The organism is Bradyrhizobium sp. 521_C7_N1_3, assembly GCF_052075975.1.
GTDB classification, from domain to species: Bacteria; Pseudomonadota; Alphaproteobacteria; order Rhizobiales; family Xanthobacteraceae; genus Bradyrhizobium; species Bradyrhizobium japonicum.
In genome coordinates this window covers 910,977-926,464 of sequence record NZ_CP197232.1, presented here as the reverse complement: position 1 = coordinate 926,464, position 15,488 = coordinate 910,977, and the positions used below count along the sequence as shown (strand labels likewise).

General features: G+C 59.4%; 11 protein-coding genes and 1 pseudogene. 7 read left to right on the top strand and 5 right to left on the bottom strand.

Features of this window, described 5'->3' with window-relative positions; translation table 11 throughout:
- Positions 1 to 116 precede the first annotated feature (116 nt).
- The 4 genes from AB7008_RS04290 to AB7008_RS04275 all read left to right on the top strand — a co-directional run bounded on the left by AB7008_RS04290 (position 117) and on the right by AB7008_RS04275 (position 4,456).
- Complete coding sequence (locus AB7008_RS04290; protein WP_248881236.1) at positions 117 to 1,433, top strand: ABC transporter substrate-binding protein; 1,317 nt, start codon at positions 117 to 119, stop codon at positions 1,431 to 1,433.
- Between the two features lie 65 nt (positions 1,434 to 1,498).
- Positions 1,499 to 2,434, top strand: a complete 936-nt coding sequence (locus AB7008_RS04285; protein ID WP_248881235.1) for a carbohydrate ABC transporter permease — start codon at positions 1,499 to 1,501, stop codon at positions 2,432 to 2,434.
- 3 nt (positions 2,435 to 2,437) lie between these two features.
- Complete coding sequence (locus tag AB7008_RS04280; protein ID WP_028147670.1) at positions 2,438 to 3,289, top strand: carbohydrate ABC transporter permease; 852 nt, start codon at positions 2,438 to 2,440, stop codon at positions 3,287 to 3,289.
- A 75-nt stretch (positions 3,290 to 3,364) separates the two neighbouring features.
- A complete protein-coding gene (locus tag AB7008_RS04275; RefSeq protein WP_028160598.1) occupies positions 3,365 to 4,456 on the top strand; it encodes an ABC transporter ATP-binding protein in 1,092 nt (363 codons plus the stop codon).
- Positions 4,457 to 4,557: 101 nt separating this feature from the next.
- Here the strand turns inward: AB7008_RS04275 and AB7008_RS04270 are convergent, their stop codons facing one another.
- On the bottom strand, positions 4,558 to 6,354 hold the full coding sequence (locus AB7008_RS04270) for a flavin-containing monooxygenase (protein ID WP_441258497.1): 1,797 nt from the start codon (positions 6,352 to 6,354) through the stop codon (positions 4,558 to 4,560).
- A gap of 435 nt (positions 6,355 to 6,789) precedes the next feature.
- Between AB7008_RS04270 and AB7008_RS04265 the strand changes: the two genes are divergently transcribed.
- Entirely contained in the window at positions 6,790 to 7,794 is a 1,005-nt protein-coding gene (locus AB7008_RS04265) for an ABC transporter substrate-binding protein (RefSeq protein WP_441258496.1), read from the top strand.
- Between the two features lie 182 nt (positions 7,795 to 7,976).
- On the opposite strand, the gene AB7008_RS04260 is transcribed toward AB7008_RS04265, so the two are convergent.
- Together AB7008_RS04260 and AB7008_RS04255 are read right to left on the bottom strand one after the other, a co-directional pair.
- On the bottom strand, positions 7,977 to 8,513 hold the full coding sequence (locus tag AB7008_RS04260; protein WP_441258495.1) for a hypothetical protein: 537 nt from the start codon (positions 8,511 to 8,513) through the stop codon (positions 7,977 to 7,979).
- Between the two features lie 133 nt (positions 8,514 to 8,646).
- Positions 8,647 to 9,036: pseudogene (locus AB7008_RS04255) on the bottom strand (helix-turn-helix transcriptional regulator); the annotation flags it as partial.
- Positions 9,037 to 9,351: 315 nt separating this feature from the next.
- Here AB7008_RS04255 and AB7008_RS04250 point away from each other — a divergent pair.
- A complete protein-coding gene (locus tag AB7008_RS04250; protein WP_441258494.1) occupies positions 9,352 to 10,998 on the top strand; it encodes a winged helix-turn-helix domain-containing tetratricopeptide repeat protein in 1,647 nt (548 codons plus the stop codon).
- A 66-nt stretch (positions 10,999 to 11,064) separates the two neighbouring features.
- Here the strand turns inward: AB7008_RS04250 and AB7008_RS04245 are convergent, their stop codons facing one another.
- The gene (locus AB7008_RS04245) at positions 11,065 to 11,955 is read right to left on the bottom strand and encodes a hypothetical protein (protein ID WP_441258493.1); all 891 of its coding nucleotides are present in this window, start codon (positions 11,953 to 11,955) and stop codon (positions 11,065 to 11,067) included.
- A 655-nt stretch (positions 11,956 to 12,610) separates the two neighbouring features.
- On the opposite strand from AB7008_RS04245, the gene AB7008_RS04240 reads away from it, so the two are divergent.
- Positions 12,611 to 13,525, top strand: a complete 915-nt coding sequence (locus tag AB7008_RS04240; RefSeq protein ID WP_441258492.1) for an alpha/beta fold hydrolase — start codon at positions 12,611 to 12,613, stop codon at positions 13,523 to 13,525.
- Between the two features lie 451 nt (positions 13,526 to 13,976).
- On the opposite strand, the gene AB7008_RS04235 is transcribed toward AB7008_RS04240, so the two are convergent.
- Positions 13,977 to 15,452, bottom strand: coding sequence for a sulfatase family protein (locus AB7008_RS04235; RefSeq protein ID WP_441258491.1), 1,476 nt, complete (start codon positions 15,450 to 15,452; stop codon positions 13,977 to 13,979).
- Positions 15,453 to 15,488 lie beyond the last annotated feature (36 nt).

Below are 15,488 nucleotides of genomic sequence, written 5' to 3'. Positions count from 1 at the left end.
CAGGCATCAACGCGCGCAAGCGTTGAAGCACGGAGGCGCAATAGACTGAAAGGGACTCCAAGCCGGCGCAAGACTGGCCGTAGGGCATCAACTCGGACACATCGAGGGAGGGATGCATGACGACAGTAACCCGACGTAACGTCCTCAAGGGCGGTACCGCGCTTGCAGGCGGCATGGCCGGCATCCTGGCGGTTGGTAGGGCACCCGCCTATGCGCAAGCCGCCACGGTGCACTGGCTGCGCTGGACCGACTTCGTCCCGGCGTCAGATCAGCTGCTGCGCAACGAAATCGCCAAGGAGTGCGAGAAAGCGCTCGGCATAAAGCTCAATATCGAGACCATCAACGCCAACGACATCCAGGCCCGCGTCACCTCGGCGATCCAGTCCGGGTCCGGCCCCGACATCGTCTGCGTCCTCAATAATTGGGGGCAACTTTACGGCGAAAGCGTCGTAGACGTCAGCGACATCGCGGAAGCACTCGGCAAGAGCCAGGGCGGCTTCTACGAAACATCCCGCGCTGTCGCCAATGACGGCAAGAAGTGGATCGCAGTGCCGTGGTCGATCGTCGGCTTGCAGATCGCGTACCGAAAGTCCTGGTTTGCCGAGATCGGATACACGGACGGAAAATTCCCCCAGACGTGGGAGGAGTATCGCGAGGCCGGCAAGAAGCTGAAGGCAAAGGGACGGCCAATCGGCCAAACGCTGGGTCACACCTTCGGCGATGCGCCCGCCTTCGCCTACCCCTACCTGTGGTCCTGGGGCGGCAAGGAGGTCGAGGCAGACGGCAAGACGATTGCGCTGAATAGCCCGGCTACCGTCGAGTCGGTTAAATTCATGGTGGCCTTCTGGAAGGACGCCCACGATGAAGGCGGGCTCGCCTGGGACGATTCCAACAACAACCGCGCTTTTCTGTCCGGGACATGCAGCGCCACGCTCAATGGCGCCTCGATCTACATCGAGACCCTGCGCAAGCCGGATACCTACAAGACGGAGGCCGGCGAGCCGCTGAAGGACGACATCCTGCATGCCGCGCTGCCCAAGGGCCCCGGCGGGCAATTCAGCTATCACGTCCCGTTCTCGAACCTCCTGATGGGTTATTCGAAGAACCAGGATGCGGCGAAGAAATTCCTTGGCTGGATTCACTCCAAGGACGTCTACGACAAATGGTTCGTCTCCCAGAAGGGCTTCTCGGTCGGCCCGACCACGGATTGGGAAAAGCACAAGCTGTGGGGCGACGACCCGATCATGCTGCCCTACAAGCAAGCCGCGCGCACAGGGCGCTTCGCCGGCTACGAGGGACCCTCTACGCGCAGGGCAGCCGAAGTCGTGACCAAGTACGTCATCGTCGATATGTACGCAAAGGCTGTCCAAGGCATGCCCCCCGAGGATGCCGTGAAATGGGCAGAGGCTGAGCTCAGGAAGGTCTACGTCTGAGGATAAGCCGCCCCCCTCCCATGTTTCGAGGGGCGGCGGAATCTTCCGGCCGACGAGGATCGAACATGGCGATAAGCGCGGTTTCCGACACCACGCTCCGCGAGGCGCCCCCTCCCCGGCGGCACCGTTTGCTTGAGGACGAGCGCTGGCTGGCGTTCGTGCTGCTGGTGCCGACCATCGTGCTGCTCGGCCTGTTCATCGCCTATCCCTTCATGCGAGGGATATTGCTGTCGGTCACCAGCTCGCGCGTCGGTATTCCCGGCGACTTCGTCGGCCTCGCCAATTTCTACAAGATCTTCAACGACGGGATCTTTCGCACCGCCGTCTACAATACCTTCCTCTATACGGGCGTGACCACCGTCTTCAAGCTGGCGCTAGGGCTGTGGCTGGCGATGCTGCTCAACCGTAATTTCCGCGGCAAGGCTTTTACCCGTGCTTTCATCCTGCTGCCGTTCATTATTCCGACCGTACTCTCGACTTTCGCCTGGAAGTGGATGTTCGACCCGACGTTCAGCGTTCTCAATTGGCTCCTCTACCATCTCGGCTTGATCACCGGTCGGATCAATTGGCTGGGCGATCCCGACCTCGCCATGATCTCGATTATCATCGTCAACATCTGGCGCGGGGTGCCGTTCTTCGCCATCAGCCTGCTCGCCGGCCTGCAGACCATCAGTCCCGAACTCAACGAGGCCGCCGCCATCGACGGCGCCAAGCCGTGGCAGCGGTTCTGGCACATCACCTGGCCGCTGCTGTTGCCCGTGACCATGGTCGTGATGCTGTTCTCTGTGATCCAGACGTTCGCCGACTTCCAGATTGTCTATGTGATGACGGGCGGCGGGCCGGCCAACGCAACGCACCTGTTCGCCACCTACGCCTATCAGATCGGCGTCGGCACAGGCCTCCTGAGCGAGGGCGCCGCCATCTCGCTCGCAATGTTTCCGGTCCTGTTTCTGATCGTCGTCCTCCAGCTTCTCTACATCCGCCGCGTGGAGGTCCGCTGAGCCATGATCGAAGGCGCAAGGTGGCGAAAGTGGGTGTTCTTCTACGTCCCTATGACGTTGTTCCTGCTTTTCCTGCTGTTCCCGTTTTACTGGATGGTGATCACTTCGGTGCGGCCGGACGGCGAGCTTTACCGCCCCTGGAATTCGAGCAACTACAATCCGTTTTGGACCTGGAAACCGACCTGGGACCATGTCAGGTACCTGTTCGAGGAGACGCTGTTCGCATCGTGGCTGTGGAACACGACGTTCATCGCGCTCGCATCAACCGCCATCTCGCTCGTCTGCGGCGTGTTCGCCGGCTATGCTCTGTCGCGGCTGAACTTTCCATTTGCCGGCAGCCTGGGCACCGCCATCTTCATTACCTATCTGGTGCCTCAGACGCTGCTGTTCATTCCGCTGGCAGAGATCATACGGAACTATCGGCTGGGCGACACGCCTTGGTCACTGATCCTGACCTATCCGACCTTTCTGATTCCATTCTGCACCTGGATCATGATGGGCTACTTCAAGGCGGTACCGAAGGAGCTCGAGGAATGCGCACGCATTGACGGCGCCTCGCGCTGGCAAGCGATGCTCTACATCGTCATCCCAGTGGCGATCCCGGGCATCCTCTCGGCCGGCATCTTCGCTTTCACGCTGTCGTGGAATGAGTTCATCTACGCGCTCGTCTTCCTGTCCTCGCCTGAGCAGAAGACCGTGCCGGTCGGCGTCACGTCGGAGCTGATCCGCGGCGATGTATTCTACTGGGGGCCGCTGATGGCTGGGGCCCTGCTTGGATCGATACCGGTTGCTATCGCCTATTCGTTCTTCGTCGAGCACTACGTCGCGGGATTGACCGGATCAGTGAAGGGCTGACAGCACCGCGGATCGCAGGGATTCGAAAGCGCGCATAGCGACAGCGCATAATCCGCTGGAGGCAGGTGGAAGCGAATGGGCCAGGTCGTCCTCAAGGGGATCAACAAGTTCTTTGACAACGTGCACGCTGTCAAAGACGTCAATCTGCAGATCCGCGACAAGGAATTCATGGTGTTCGTCGGCCCCTCCGGCTGTGGCAAGACGACGACGCTCAGGATGATCGCCGGGCTCGAAGCGATCAGTTCCGGCGATATCTCCATCGACGGCAACGTGGTCAATGAATTGGCACCGATGGACCGTGACATCGCCATGGTGTTCCAGAATTACGCGCTGTACCCGCACATGACCGTGTACGACAACATGGCGTTCGGCCTGAAGATGCGCAAATTCGAGAAACCCGAGATTGACAAGCGCGTACTGGAGGCGGCCGACATCCTCGGCATCGGCGAATTGCTCACGCGCAGGCCACGCCAGCTCTCAGGCGGCCAGCGCCAGCGCGTGGCGTTAGGCCGTGCTATCGTGCGCCACCCCCGCGTGTTCCTGTTCGACGAGCCGCTGTCGAATCTCGATGCCAAGCTGCGGGTGCAGATGCGCGTTGAGCTGAAGAAGCTGCATCTGCGTCTCGGGACCACAGCCATTTACGTTACTCACGATCAGGTCGAGGCTATGACGCTGGGCGACCGGGTCGTCGTCATGAAAGACGGCGTGGTGCAGCAAGTGGGGGAGCCGCTCGAACTCTACAATCATCCCTCCAACAAGTTCGTCGCCGGCTTCATCGGCTCCCCAGCCATGAATTTCGCGGCCGTTACGGTGACCGAGGCGAACGGATCGCTGATTGCCGAGAACTCCGGCCTCCGCATCAAGCTGCCGGACGAGACCGCGCAGCGGCTGCGCGGTTGTGCCGGACGCAAGGTCATGCTCGGCGTGCGGCCGGAGGACCTCACCGTGGCGGGTAGCTTTGATCTCGGCCACCCATGCTTTGACGCTGTGATTGAGGTGGTCGAGCAACTCGGCTCGGAAATCCTGCTCGATATGAAGGTCGGCGAGAGTATCATGGTGGCGAGCGTCGAGCCGACCGCGAGGGTGAGGGTGGGCGACAAGCTGCGCGTTGCCATGCGGCCTTCCAGGCTTCATGTTTTCGACGCGCAGACCGAGGCGGCCATCTAACGCCGGCGGCTGGCCAATTCCACTGGCGAGGGGAATTCGATCGAGGCCCGGAAATAGCATGGGGCTCGCAATCCGCGAGCCCCGCTGCGCACTCGGCGATTTCAGGCCTTGTGATGGACAGTCTGCAGGCCGTAGACCGGCGTCGGGATGCTCTCGTAGCGCGCCTTCAACTGCAGGGAAAGGAATTGCGAGTAATGTCGCGACTGATGCAGGTTGCCGCCGTGGAACCATAGGCCTTCCTGCTGCGTCGGCTTCCACATGTTGCGCTGCTCACCTTCCCATGGGCCGGGGTCCTTTGTCGTATTCGAGCCGAGGCCCCAGACCTTGCCGACTTTGTCGGCCATTTCCGAACTCACGAGATCGGCGACAAAACCGTTCATCGAGTTGTAGCCGGTGGCATAGACGATCACGTCCGCTGGCAATTCCTTGCCGTTGTCGAGCTTGACGCCGTTGGGCGTGATTTCCTCGACCTGTCCAGCGAACAGTTTGATTTTTCCATCAATGATAAGCTGTGAGGCGCCGACGTCGATGTAATAGCCCGAGCCGCGGCGCAGATATTTCATGAATAGCCCGGAATCGTCGTCACCGAAGTCGAGCCTGAACCCGGCCTTCTCCAGTCCGGCATAGAAAGCGGCGTCATCCTGGCGGATCTTGTCGTAGACCGGCTTCTGAAACTGATTCAATATCCGGTAGGGCAGTGAAGCGAAGATCAGATCGGCCTTTGCCGTCGTCATTCCGCCGCGGACGGCGCGCTCGGAATAGAGATCGCCGATACTCTCCATCAGCGAATCCGAGCGCACAATGTGGGTCGTTGAGCGCTGCACCATCGTTACGTCGACGCCGGCCTCGTACAGCGCAGCGCAGATGTCATGGGCCGAATTGTTCGAGCCGATCACCACCACCTTCTTGCCTTTGTAGCCGCCGGAGCCGGGATGGCGTGAGGAATGGTGTTGCTCGCCCTTAAACGAGTCCATGCCTTTGATTTTCGGCATGTTGGGCTTGGCCGACATGCCGGTCGCGAACACAAGCTGCCTGGGCCGCAGAGTAATCTCCTTGCCATCGCGTTCGACGATGACGGCCCATTCCTTCCTGGTGTCGTCCCAACTTGCGCGTTTGGCCACGGTGTTCGTCCAATAGTTCAGCTCCATGACCTTGGTGTACATTTCCAACCAATCGCCGATCTTGTCCTTGGGCGAGAACACAGGCCAGTTCTTGGGGAAATCGATGTAGGGCAAGTGATCGTACCAGACGGGGTCGTGCAGGCAGAGCGACTTGTAGCGGTTGCGCCAGGAATCGCCGGCGCGTGCGTTCTTTTCGACGATGATCGTCGGCACGCCGAGTTGGCGCAGCCGCGCCCCGAGCGCAATGCCGCCCTGTCCGCCGCCGATGACAAGCGCGTAGGGCTGGGTCTTGAAGCCGAGTTGCTCGGCTTCCTCGTCACGCAGTTCCTTCCAGGTCTTGGCGCCGGGATTGACGCCGTGCCTGGCGCCGAGCGGTCGGCTGAAGCCAGCCTTTTCCTCATGGGCCTTCAGTTCGGCCATGGTCGTCAAGAGCGTCCAGATCTGACCATTCTGCAGGCGGATGAGTCCATATCCGCGCGCGACCTCGGTCTCGAACGTGATCCAGGATTCGGTCACGCCGCCGGCCTCGGTTGGCGTTTCACCCTCGGCGATTTTCCAGTTGCGCGGCTTCACATGCGCGAGGCAGTGCGCGAGCATGTCGCGGACCTGATCGCGGCCTTCCATGGTCTTGATGTTCCAGGTGAAGGCAACAAGGTCGCGCCAGTAGCATTCCGGAGCGAACATTCCTACGGCGGCGTCGAGATCGCCGGCCGCAAGCGCAGCTTCAAACTCGTCGAGGAAAACCTGGACGCGCGCACTAAGCGTGGTGTCGAGCATCACTTCCTCCCGGATGTTGTTGCAATTTTTCTACGCAGGCAGTGTAACCTTACCCCAATTATCGCGGGAATCCAGACTCGCTCGCCAGGGTTCCCGGTCGGCTTCAGCGCCTCTGAGCGCTCGCCTGCAACAACGCCGCGCGCTCATCGCGGAACGACACCAAGAATAGCCGGAGACGAGCAAAAAGTAAGCTGTTCGTTCAGAGATGACCGACGGCGGCCGATATGGAGCGGCTAGGCACTTCCACTCGTGCCCCATCGCTTCCGTTGACGCGGTGCAGCTATGTCGGGTGATGGCGGCAGAGCGGAAGTTTGCCCCTGAGCGCCAAACCGACGCTCTTGACCCAACCCGGACATCGCAGAGCCACCTTTGATTTTCAGTATGGCCTTTTAGACGTTAAGATGCGTTGACCTAGACTCTAGCTAGGGGGCGAACATGAGGCGGCGTGCTTTTTTCGGTGCCGTTTGTGGTGCGCTAGCATTGCCGCGGCTGGCTGCGGCGGCGGAGAGCGCCAAGAAGAAGCGTCTTGCTATCTTCGTCCCGTCAGAGCCGAGCGCGGACTGGCACGAGCTTAGCGGGAAAAGGTATCCTCGAGCCCTCTTCGCCGAGTTGCGACGGTTGGGACAGATCGAGGGACAAAACCTCAAAGTCGAAAGTTATGGACGAGAGCAAAACACGTCCGGCCTCGAGGCCTTGGCGACGGAAATCGTTAGCAGCAACCCGGACGTCATTCTCCTCGGTGGTCCTGGCGCACTCATCTTCAAAAAACTGACGTCGCGTATTCCGATCGTAACGATAACTGCCGACCCCGTTCGACTGGGGATTGCTGAAAGTCTAGCTCGCCCGGGCGGAAATTTTACGGGAGCCAGCATCGACGCCGGTCCATCAATTCATGGAAAGCGGATTGCACTGCTGCGCGAAATCTTTCCTTCAATATCAAAACTTGGCTTGCTCGCGCTTCACATCCAATACAGCGGGCTCGTCAAGGGTTCGCCTATCCCCGCAGCGGCCCAGGAGGCTGGCCTACCTATCGCGGTGTCGCTACTGGATGTTGGTGCTCAAGAAAATGACTGGCGGGCAGCGGTAGAGAGCCTTTCCGGCGAAGGCGCAAATGCAGTCATGGTGGTCGACTCCCCTGAAACTTTTCAAAACAGCGCTTTGATCGCCAAGTTGCTGACCGACGCGAGACTTCCGGCGATTTTCGCGTTCACCGAATCCGTCGAAGCCGGGGGCCTAATGGCCTACTCCTTTGATCTAGTCGAATTGTATAAGCGCGCTGCCAACAACATCGACGCAATTTTCCGCGGAGCAAAAGCTGGCGATATTCCATTCTACCAAGTGACCAAATTCGATCTGTCCATCAACTTGAAGACGGCCAGGCAGCTGGGCCTTTCCGTCTCTCCTGCACTCTCGGCCAGTGCCGACAAGGTCATCGAGTGAACAGCTCCGGTTATGGCCCGCGGGTGACATGCCCGCGCAGTCTGGCGATTTCCGTTCACAGGGGCAGACCGGAAGGGAGCGGCACGCGGCCATAGTGACGCGATTGACCCGAAGGCGACGCGCGGCGAGCTTCAACTTCGGGACGCCGGCCCCATTGGCCAATGGTAGTTCGACCGCGAAGATTACTGAACCTGCTTCAAGTAGGCTTCAACCTCGCGCAGGTCGTTCTGCGGAGGAAATGACAGGAGAGCCTGAGACGGGCTGCACCACGGATAGGGAAGCGAAGATAGCCAGCGCATCACGCCATCGAGTTCGGCGCCCGACAAGACTTTCATGACTTCAATGGTGATCACGAGCCTCACCACTTTTCCGTGGTCATTGAAATGCCAGTCGTAACGCCCGCATCCAACTCGCAGCGATTGCCCGCTGGCCTTAGCGGACATCCCCACCAACCAATGGCACTGAAAGCCCGCTCGGTCGGTCTCGGAAGGCTGGGATAGGCAGAACGTGTAGATGTTCTCGTATTCGACACCAAAACGACGCACCAGAATTGCTTCCACGGCGTTCAAGCCGGAAGCCGTTTTGGGGAACGAAATGGCGTCGGTCTTGACCACCATTTCGAGTGCAACGTCTTCAGCGAACGCCTGCCTCATCAAGAACGGTCGGTTGCCGTCCTTGGCCAGGATGTAGGTTCTTACTGCTTCGGCAGGTGTGGGCATGGCGCCTCAGGCTAGCACACTCAGGCCACGAACGGGAATGTCCGCTTCTGGCCCCATGGCAGTCATGGGACCTTCTTGCCCGCCTGCATCCGGGATGCTCGCAACGATGCTATTCCCCGCATGGGCGATGCTGTCAACGTGCACGCCGTCTCCAATTGCTCGGGGTCTCGCCGGTCAGTTTCCTGAAGGCAGCGGCGAACGCGGTCTGGGAAGAATAGCCAAGCGCGACTGCGACCGAGATGACCGACGCATCGGTGTCGCGCAGCATGTTTTTGGCCTCATCGAGCCGGCGCTGACGCAGCCAGGCATGCGGCGACAGCCCGGTGCTTTTCTTGAAAGCGCGGCAGAAATGGAAGCGCGACAGACCGGCATCCGAGGCGAGCGCGGCGAGGGAGACGTCCGCATCGTTGTCCGGACGCAGGCGTTCGATGGCGCGGCTCAGCACCTTCGGCGAAAGACCACCCATGGTCGGCCGGATCATGGTTGGCGAGCCGGTGTGTGCCGCCAGGAGACGCGTGGCAGTGACTTGGCACGCCTCAGGCGCAACTGACGCGTCCTTCAGAGAATCGCGCAAGACATGGTTGTTCATGAACGTATCCTCGCATTGGAGAGGCGATGCAGGTGGCGGGAGAAATGCCGTGGTCCGGAGCGGCCAGATTTGTTGCTTTGATTGCGAAGCTCAGTGCGCGTCGCGTGCGGGTCGGGCCAACCGTTTCTCGAACCGGGCTTGTTCCCGAAAGGTGAAAAAACGTGTTACTGTTTCGAGCGGAAAAAACCTTGCAGTCGGCCTGAATTGCGATTGAGTTTTCCTTGGCTTCTTGTCCAAGAAGGATCAGAAGTGCCGTTTCTGTTCGAAGATTATTGCCTCGATGCTAACCGGCGCGAGCTCAGGCGAGGCTCCGAACTCATCCCCATTGGACCGAAGGTGTTCGATCTGCTGCTCTTCCTGGTACAGAACCGGGAACAGGTCATGACAAGGGACGATCTTCTGAAGGCGGTGTGGGAGGGACGGATCGTGTCCGAATCCACGCTGACCAGCCACGTCAATGCCGTGCGCAAGGCAATCGGGGATACCGGCAAAGAGCAACGCCTGATCCGAACGGTTTCACGCAGAGGCCTCCGATTTGTTGGCGAGATCATCGAGGAAGAAATGCCCGCGCGAGCCTTGGTCACAGACCCAGGTACGGATCTTGGCGTTCAACATGTAAAGAACATTCAGGAGCCAGTCAGGGCCTTTGAGGTCGATGCGCCGACTGAAACGCGAGAGGCTGCGCCAGTTTTTGCTGCCGAGGCCGGGAGTCCGCCTCCGCTGCCGGACAGGCCTTCCATTGCAGTGCTTCCATTCCAGAATATGTCTGGCGATGTCGAACAGGAATACTTCGCCGATGGCATGGCCGAGGACATCATCACGGCGCTGTCCCGTTTCAAGGCGCCATTTGTCATCGCCCGAAATTCCAGCTTCACATACAAGGCGCGGGCCGTCGACGTGAAGCAGGTGGGGCGCGAGCTTGGGGTGCGCTACGTGTTGGAAGGCAGCGTTCGCAAGGCGGCAAACCGAGTGCGCATTACGGGACAACTCGTCGATGCCGCTACTGGAGCACATATTTGGGCCGATCGGTTCGATGGCGAGCTCGGCGACATCTTCGATTTGCAGGACCAGGTGACCGAGAGCGTTGTCGGGGCGATCGCACCTGCGGTGGAAAAAGCTGAGATCGAGCGCGCCAAGCGCAAGCCGACGGCGAGTCTCGACGCCTATGCCCTCTATTTGCGCGGTCTGGCCCGGCTTCATCAGTTTGGTAACCGGCAGGCAAACGACGAGGCGTTGCGCCTCTTCAATCGCGCGATCGAGCTCGACCCGGAATTTGCCACTGCCTACGGTCGTGCGGCCTCTTGCTACCTCTCCGCCAGGATCAATGGCTGGATTCCAGACACGGCGAACGCGATTGCCGAAGTGAAGAAGCTCACCCAACGGGCAGTTGAGTTGGGCAAGGATGACGCGATCGCGCTCTGCGCTGGCGGAAACGCCTTAGCGTTCGTTGTTGGGGATGTCGGGGTGGGCGCCGGCTTGGTCGATCGCGCGCTCGCGCTCAATTCCAATTTGGCTGAGGCATGGCATTTCGGCGGCTGGGTAAAGATCTGGCTCGGCGAGCCGGAATCCGCAATCGAACGGTTTGCTCGTGCCATTCGCCTGAGCCCGCTTGACCCGTGGCTGATGGGGATGCGAGCCGGGACCGCGTACGCGCATTTCTTTTTGGACCGCTATGCCGAAGCGGCATCATGGGCGGCGATGGCATTGCAGTGCAGTCCCGACTATCGACCTGGATTACGTATCGCCGCCGCAAGCAACGCAATGGCCGGTCGCCCGGAGCAAGCACACAGGGCCGTGGCTCGGCTGCGAGAACTGAGCCCCACGCTGCGCCTTTTCTGCTGCTGGCCCGTCAGCGAAGGGGCGACACCTTTCATTGAGGTCCGCTTGGTTGGGTAGATCGGACCGACTTTGCTCACTCCGAGTTCTTCGCATTTTGACCCGAAGCGGAAAATCAATGCGCTATCACCTTAGCTCGTCAGCGTGGGGCGGGAACAATACGGGACTTTTCTCTGGCATGTCTCCTCTTCGATTTGTGGCGCAATCGAACAGCCACCGCGGTGGCAAATCCGTGAGTAGCGCCACCAAGTGACATGCAGCCTGTTCCTTTGAGACGCCCGGCGGGTAGTAGATTGAGGAGTCGCGATCGATTCCGGCATAGAACTGAGCCCGTTTGGCGATGATTTCGCGCTCCTTCTCGTCCGCGAGCTTGACGCACAAATCTATCAGCCCCCCGTCGGCCGCGCCTCGCGACAGATCGGTTGAGAACGCCTTTTGAACGGCCTCAATGGCCAAGGATCTCTTTTCCCTCTCGACCTCGTCCTTCTTACCCTTGATCCACGTCCTCGCCCACCAGGTCGCAATGACTGCGAGCCCAAAAGCAGCCAGCGTGGCCAATACCGAGTCCTCCGGAGCCAGCCAAGCCGACAACGACGCCAAGACCAGGAAAAGCCAAACAGCGATGGACGCAAGGTAAATCGTGCCGACACCTATTCGGTGGTCGACTTTCCATGGGATACCGAAAAGACGAAAACTGAGCGACGGGCGCGGGCGGTTGGCAAATGCTCCATCCGCGAGACCAAGGCTTCGTTCAATGTATGCGGCACGTCTCACGAGTTCATCATACAGCTCGTCATTTCTCGTATTGTAGGTCACGAGCCCGATCGTTGCGATCAGGCCAAACAACGAGAACACAAAGCTCCGGCCATCAATGTGGTCGACTTTGAGCGCAATGGCTATGGCGGTCGCGATCGGCAGCAGACCCAGCAACTTGAACCGGATGTCGGTCAGCGTCCGAAAGTTGCTGCAGACCTCGCCGTATTCCGTGGAAAGTGCGTTTCGACGATTTTTGTCCATGGCCTACCCCGCGAAACGTCCAGTTCTTGTCGAACCGAAGTTAGTTGGTGCGCACAGTGCAGTTTAGCACGCGCGCGGGTCTACCCAATGTGGGCTAGTTCACGCTTGCGCTCCGGCATACTGAAGTCCGCCCCCTCCAACGACGTTGGTGAAGTTGGGTTTTCGTCTCTGATCAATGTCCGCTGCTGGCCCATCAGCGAAGTGGCGACACCTTTCATTGAGGTCCGCTTGCTGGGGTAGAGCGGACTGACTTTGCTCACTCTGAGTTCTTCGCATCTTGACCCGAAGCAGATGTCGACCAGCCGTCAGCTGCGCAATCGCTCGCGAGGCGATCCTCGCGCGCGGTGTGACGTTTTGTGCACCCCCTGCGTGTGTTTGAACTGGTAGTATAAGTAGCGGCGGGCGCACCTCATTGCCCCTTGCCGATGTGGCGCCCTGCCCACCAGACCCGCCGGATCGGCCACCCTGGCCGCGTCGCGCGTATAGGCCACGGGGACTCGAACCCCGAACCACCGGATTCATAGGGCGTAATCCGTCTCCTAGAGTCCCACCTTACCGCCGAGAATCGCGGATTAGACTACAGCTTAGTAAGTGAAACCGAAGCAGAAAGGTCCCACAACACCAGGAGAGTCATATGCAACCGAGAACGCTCCTCTTGAAACACATCGTCCTCATATCGGTAGCAGCCATGTTCTTCGTCGCGAGTCCGTCGTTCGCGCAGCAGAAAGGCGCGTCCTCTTCGGAGATGAAAACAAAAGAGGTGGGAATTGATGGCCTCACACTCCATTACATTGAGCTCGGGCAAGGAACTCCAGTGGTGTTGGTGCACGGCACACTGGAGGATTACCGCACGTGGGATGGACAGCTCGAGGCATTCTCGAAGGGATATCGACTGATCTCGTACAGTCGTCGGTACCACTATCCAAATGAATGGCCCAAAGATGCAACGGATTTTTCCGTCACCCTACATGCAAGAGACCTGGCTGCATTCATCAAGGCACTTAATCTACCCCCGGTTCATCTCGTTGGTCATTCGTATGGGGCGTTCATTGCGTTCCTGGTCGCACGAGATCACCCGGAGGTCATTCGCAGTCTGACGCTGGGCGAACCGCCCGTATGGCCGTTACTGAAAACGACTCCTGAAGGAAATGCTCTTCTCAGCGCCGCTATCACGAGATCAATCGCTACGAGCGAAGCATTCAAGCAGGGGAATGACGAAGAAGGAGTGCGTCGATTTGTGAACGGCGTGTTGGGCGATGGTTCGTACGAGAAAATCCCACCTGCCGTTCTGAAGCGCGTCATGGACAATGTTCAAGAACTGAAAGGCGAAGCCGCATCGCGAGACCTCTTTCCGCCCACCACATGCGAGGACGTGCAGAAGGTGAAGGCGCCAACATTGCTCGTCGACGGGGAGCTCAGCCCTAAGGTGTTCCATCTTGTCGACGACATGCTGGAGCGCTGCCTGCCGAGCGTCGAACGTGCAACGATTCCGGCGGCATCTCATCAGATGGAGGTTGAGAACCCCCAAGCCTTCAATGATACGGTGCTTGCATTCATTGCAAAGCACTGAACTGTTGTATCTCGTTCGAGATCGTTGATACCATTTTCCGGGAGCTCGGCCGGACGATCGAGCGCTTCCGGGCGGCCGCGGCCCGGCGCGCGCCGCCTCGCACTGATAGTGCCGCAGGTTGGGCCCTTGCCGGGCCCGATTGGGTCACGATGCATCCAATGTCGCCTTTTGGCCCATCAGCGAAGTGGCGACACCTTTCATTGAGGTCCGCTTGGTGGGGTAGAGCGGACCGACTTTGCTCACTCCGAGTTCTTCGCATTTTGACCCGAAACGGAAGTCGGCCGGCAGGTTTTCTCAAGCGCGCGCCCGCGACAGCTAGGCCGAGACCACCAGAGGTCGGTTGCCTCGATGACAGCGCCCCGCGCACTCAGGCATTCCAAATCGATGATCTGGCCATCGAAGCGGAAGCAGGCCCTTCCGCCAGCGGCGCGAATCTTTTGGCCGACCTGAATCACCTCGCGGGGGAAATGGTCGGCGGGGCCGCCGGGTTAACGACGCCATAGTGGTCAGCCAGGAAATTGCTCGAGTTGGCATAATTCGCCGGCCGAGACCGTTCCGGTAGCATCGTGGCGTCCCATGCCTCCCAGTCGCTTTTCAGCCGTTCGAATACGTCTTTCTCCCGGTCCTTGAGGTTGGCCCGCTCGCGCGGGTCTCTCACAAGATCGAAGAGGAATTCATTCCCAGCTATCCGCAAATATTTCCGATCGCCGTCGCGGATAGCACGCTGCGATCCAGCCTTATAGCGCCAGCACAATTTCCGAGGATGCGCCTCCATCCGGGTCGTCAAGACTTTCCCAAGATCCTCTCCATCGGATGGATACGCCGCGTCCGGCGATGTGCCAGCGGCAGCCAGCAAGGTCGGCATCCAGTCCATCGTGATCATGACCTGCTCAGACACCGCCCCAGGCGCGATCCGTCCGGGCCAGCGCACAATCGCGGGAATGCGAATGCCGCCTTCGAGCAGCTCATGCTTCATGCCGGTAAACGGCCATACGTTAGAGAATCGTTCGCCGCCGTTGTCGCTGGTGAGGATGACAATGGTATTGCTGGCGAGACCGCTCGCATCGAGCGCTTGCAGCACGCGACCGATATTGGCGTCCAGGCTCTGCACCATCGCCGCATAAGTTTTCTGCGAGCCGCCATCGCGGTCAAAAATATCCCTGATCCGCTTCGACTCTGCCTCATCATCCGGCCCTTCCCATGGCCAATGCGGAGCGGTGAAATGCAGGCTCAGCAGAAACGGCTCTTTTGACTTGGCGTAGCCTTCAATAGTTTGCACGGCTCGGTCGCCGAGTAAGTTTGTCATGTAACCGTGACGCTCAACCGGTACCTCCTGCTCGTAAAGTTGATGCGCAAGTCCGGGGAACGGTAATACATACGTGCGGGAAGCCTCCGCTCCATGATTGAAATAGTCGGCGCAGCAGCCGAGTATCCCGAAAAACTGGTCATAGCCGCTCTTCAGCGGACTGAAATCCGGCAGATCACCAAGATGCCACTTTCCGACTAAGGTCGTGCCATACCCCGCCTTCTTCAGCAGTGATGGCAAGGTAGGGTGACTTGGCGCCAAGCCAGTCCCTTTGGGACTTAAAGAAATAAGCGGCTCTTCGAGCCCAACCGGCAACCGAGCTTGATAGCGCCCAGTGATCAACGCCGTGCGGGTCGCAGAGCAGTCAGGCGAATTGGCGTACGCCTGCGTGAATTTCAATCCCTCGGTCGCCAGCCGATCTATGTTCGGGGTCGCATAATCCCGCTGACCATAGCAGCCCACATCGGCGTAGCCGAGATCATCAGCCAGGATGAAGACGATGTTCGGCTTTGTCGATTGAGCCCGAGCCGGGCGAAAATGGCCCATCCCCGCGAGTGCCAATGAACTCGCTGCAGTCGTTTGGACAAATCGACGACGAGAAATTGCGCTCAGCTGAACCATGAGTGCCCTCCCTCTTAAGTTGATTGGTGATTGAGA

Excerpts from the sequence above, each read along its gene's own strand:
- AB7008_RS04280 (WP_028147670.1), top strand. The coding sequence starts at position 2,438 with ATGATCGAAGGCGCAAGGTGGCGAAAGTGGGTGTTCTTCTACGTCCCT.
- AB7008_RS04260 (WP_441258495.1), bottom strand. The coding sequence starts at position 8,513 with ATGCCCACACCTGCCGAAGCAGTAAGAACCTACATCCTGGCCAAGGAC.
- AB7008_RS04275 (WP_028160598.1), top strand. The coding sequence starts at position 3,365 with ATGGGCCAGGTCGTCCTCAAGGGGATCAACAAGTTCTTTGACAACGTG.
- AB7008_RS04235 (WP_441258491.1), bottom strand. The coding sequence starts at position 15,452 with ATGGTTCAGCTGAGCGCAATTTCTCGTCGTCGATTTGTCCAAACGACT.
- AB7008_RS04285 (WP_248881235.1), top strand. The coding sequence starts at position 1,499 with ATGGCGATAAGCGCGGTTTCCGACACCACGCTCCGCGAGGCGCCCCCT.
- AB7008_RS04270 (WP_441258497.1), bottom strand. The coding sequence starts at position 6,354 with ATGCTCGACACCACGCTTAGTGCGCGCGTCCAGGTTTTCCTCGACGAG.
- AB7008_RS04290 (WP_248881236.1), top strand. The coding sequence starts at position 117 with ATGACGACAGTAACCCGACGTAACGTCCTCAAGGGCGGTACCGCGCTT.
- AB7008_RS04245 (WP_441258493.1), bottom strand. The coding sequence starts at position 11,955 with ATGGACAAAAATCGTCGAAACGCACTTTCCACGGAATACGGCGAGGTC.
- AB7008_RS04265 (WP_441258496.1), top strand. The coding sequence starts at position 6,790 with ATGAGGCGGCGTGCTTTTTTCGGTGCCGTTTGTGGTGCGCTAGCATTG.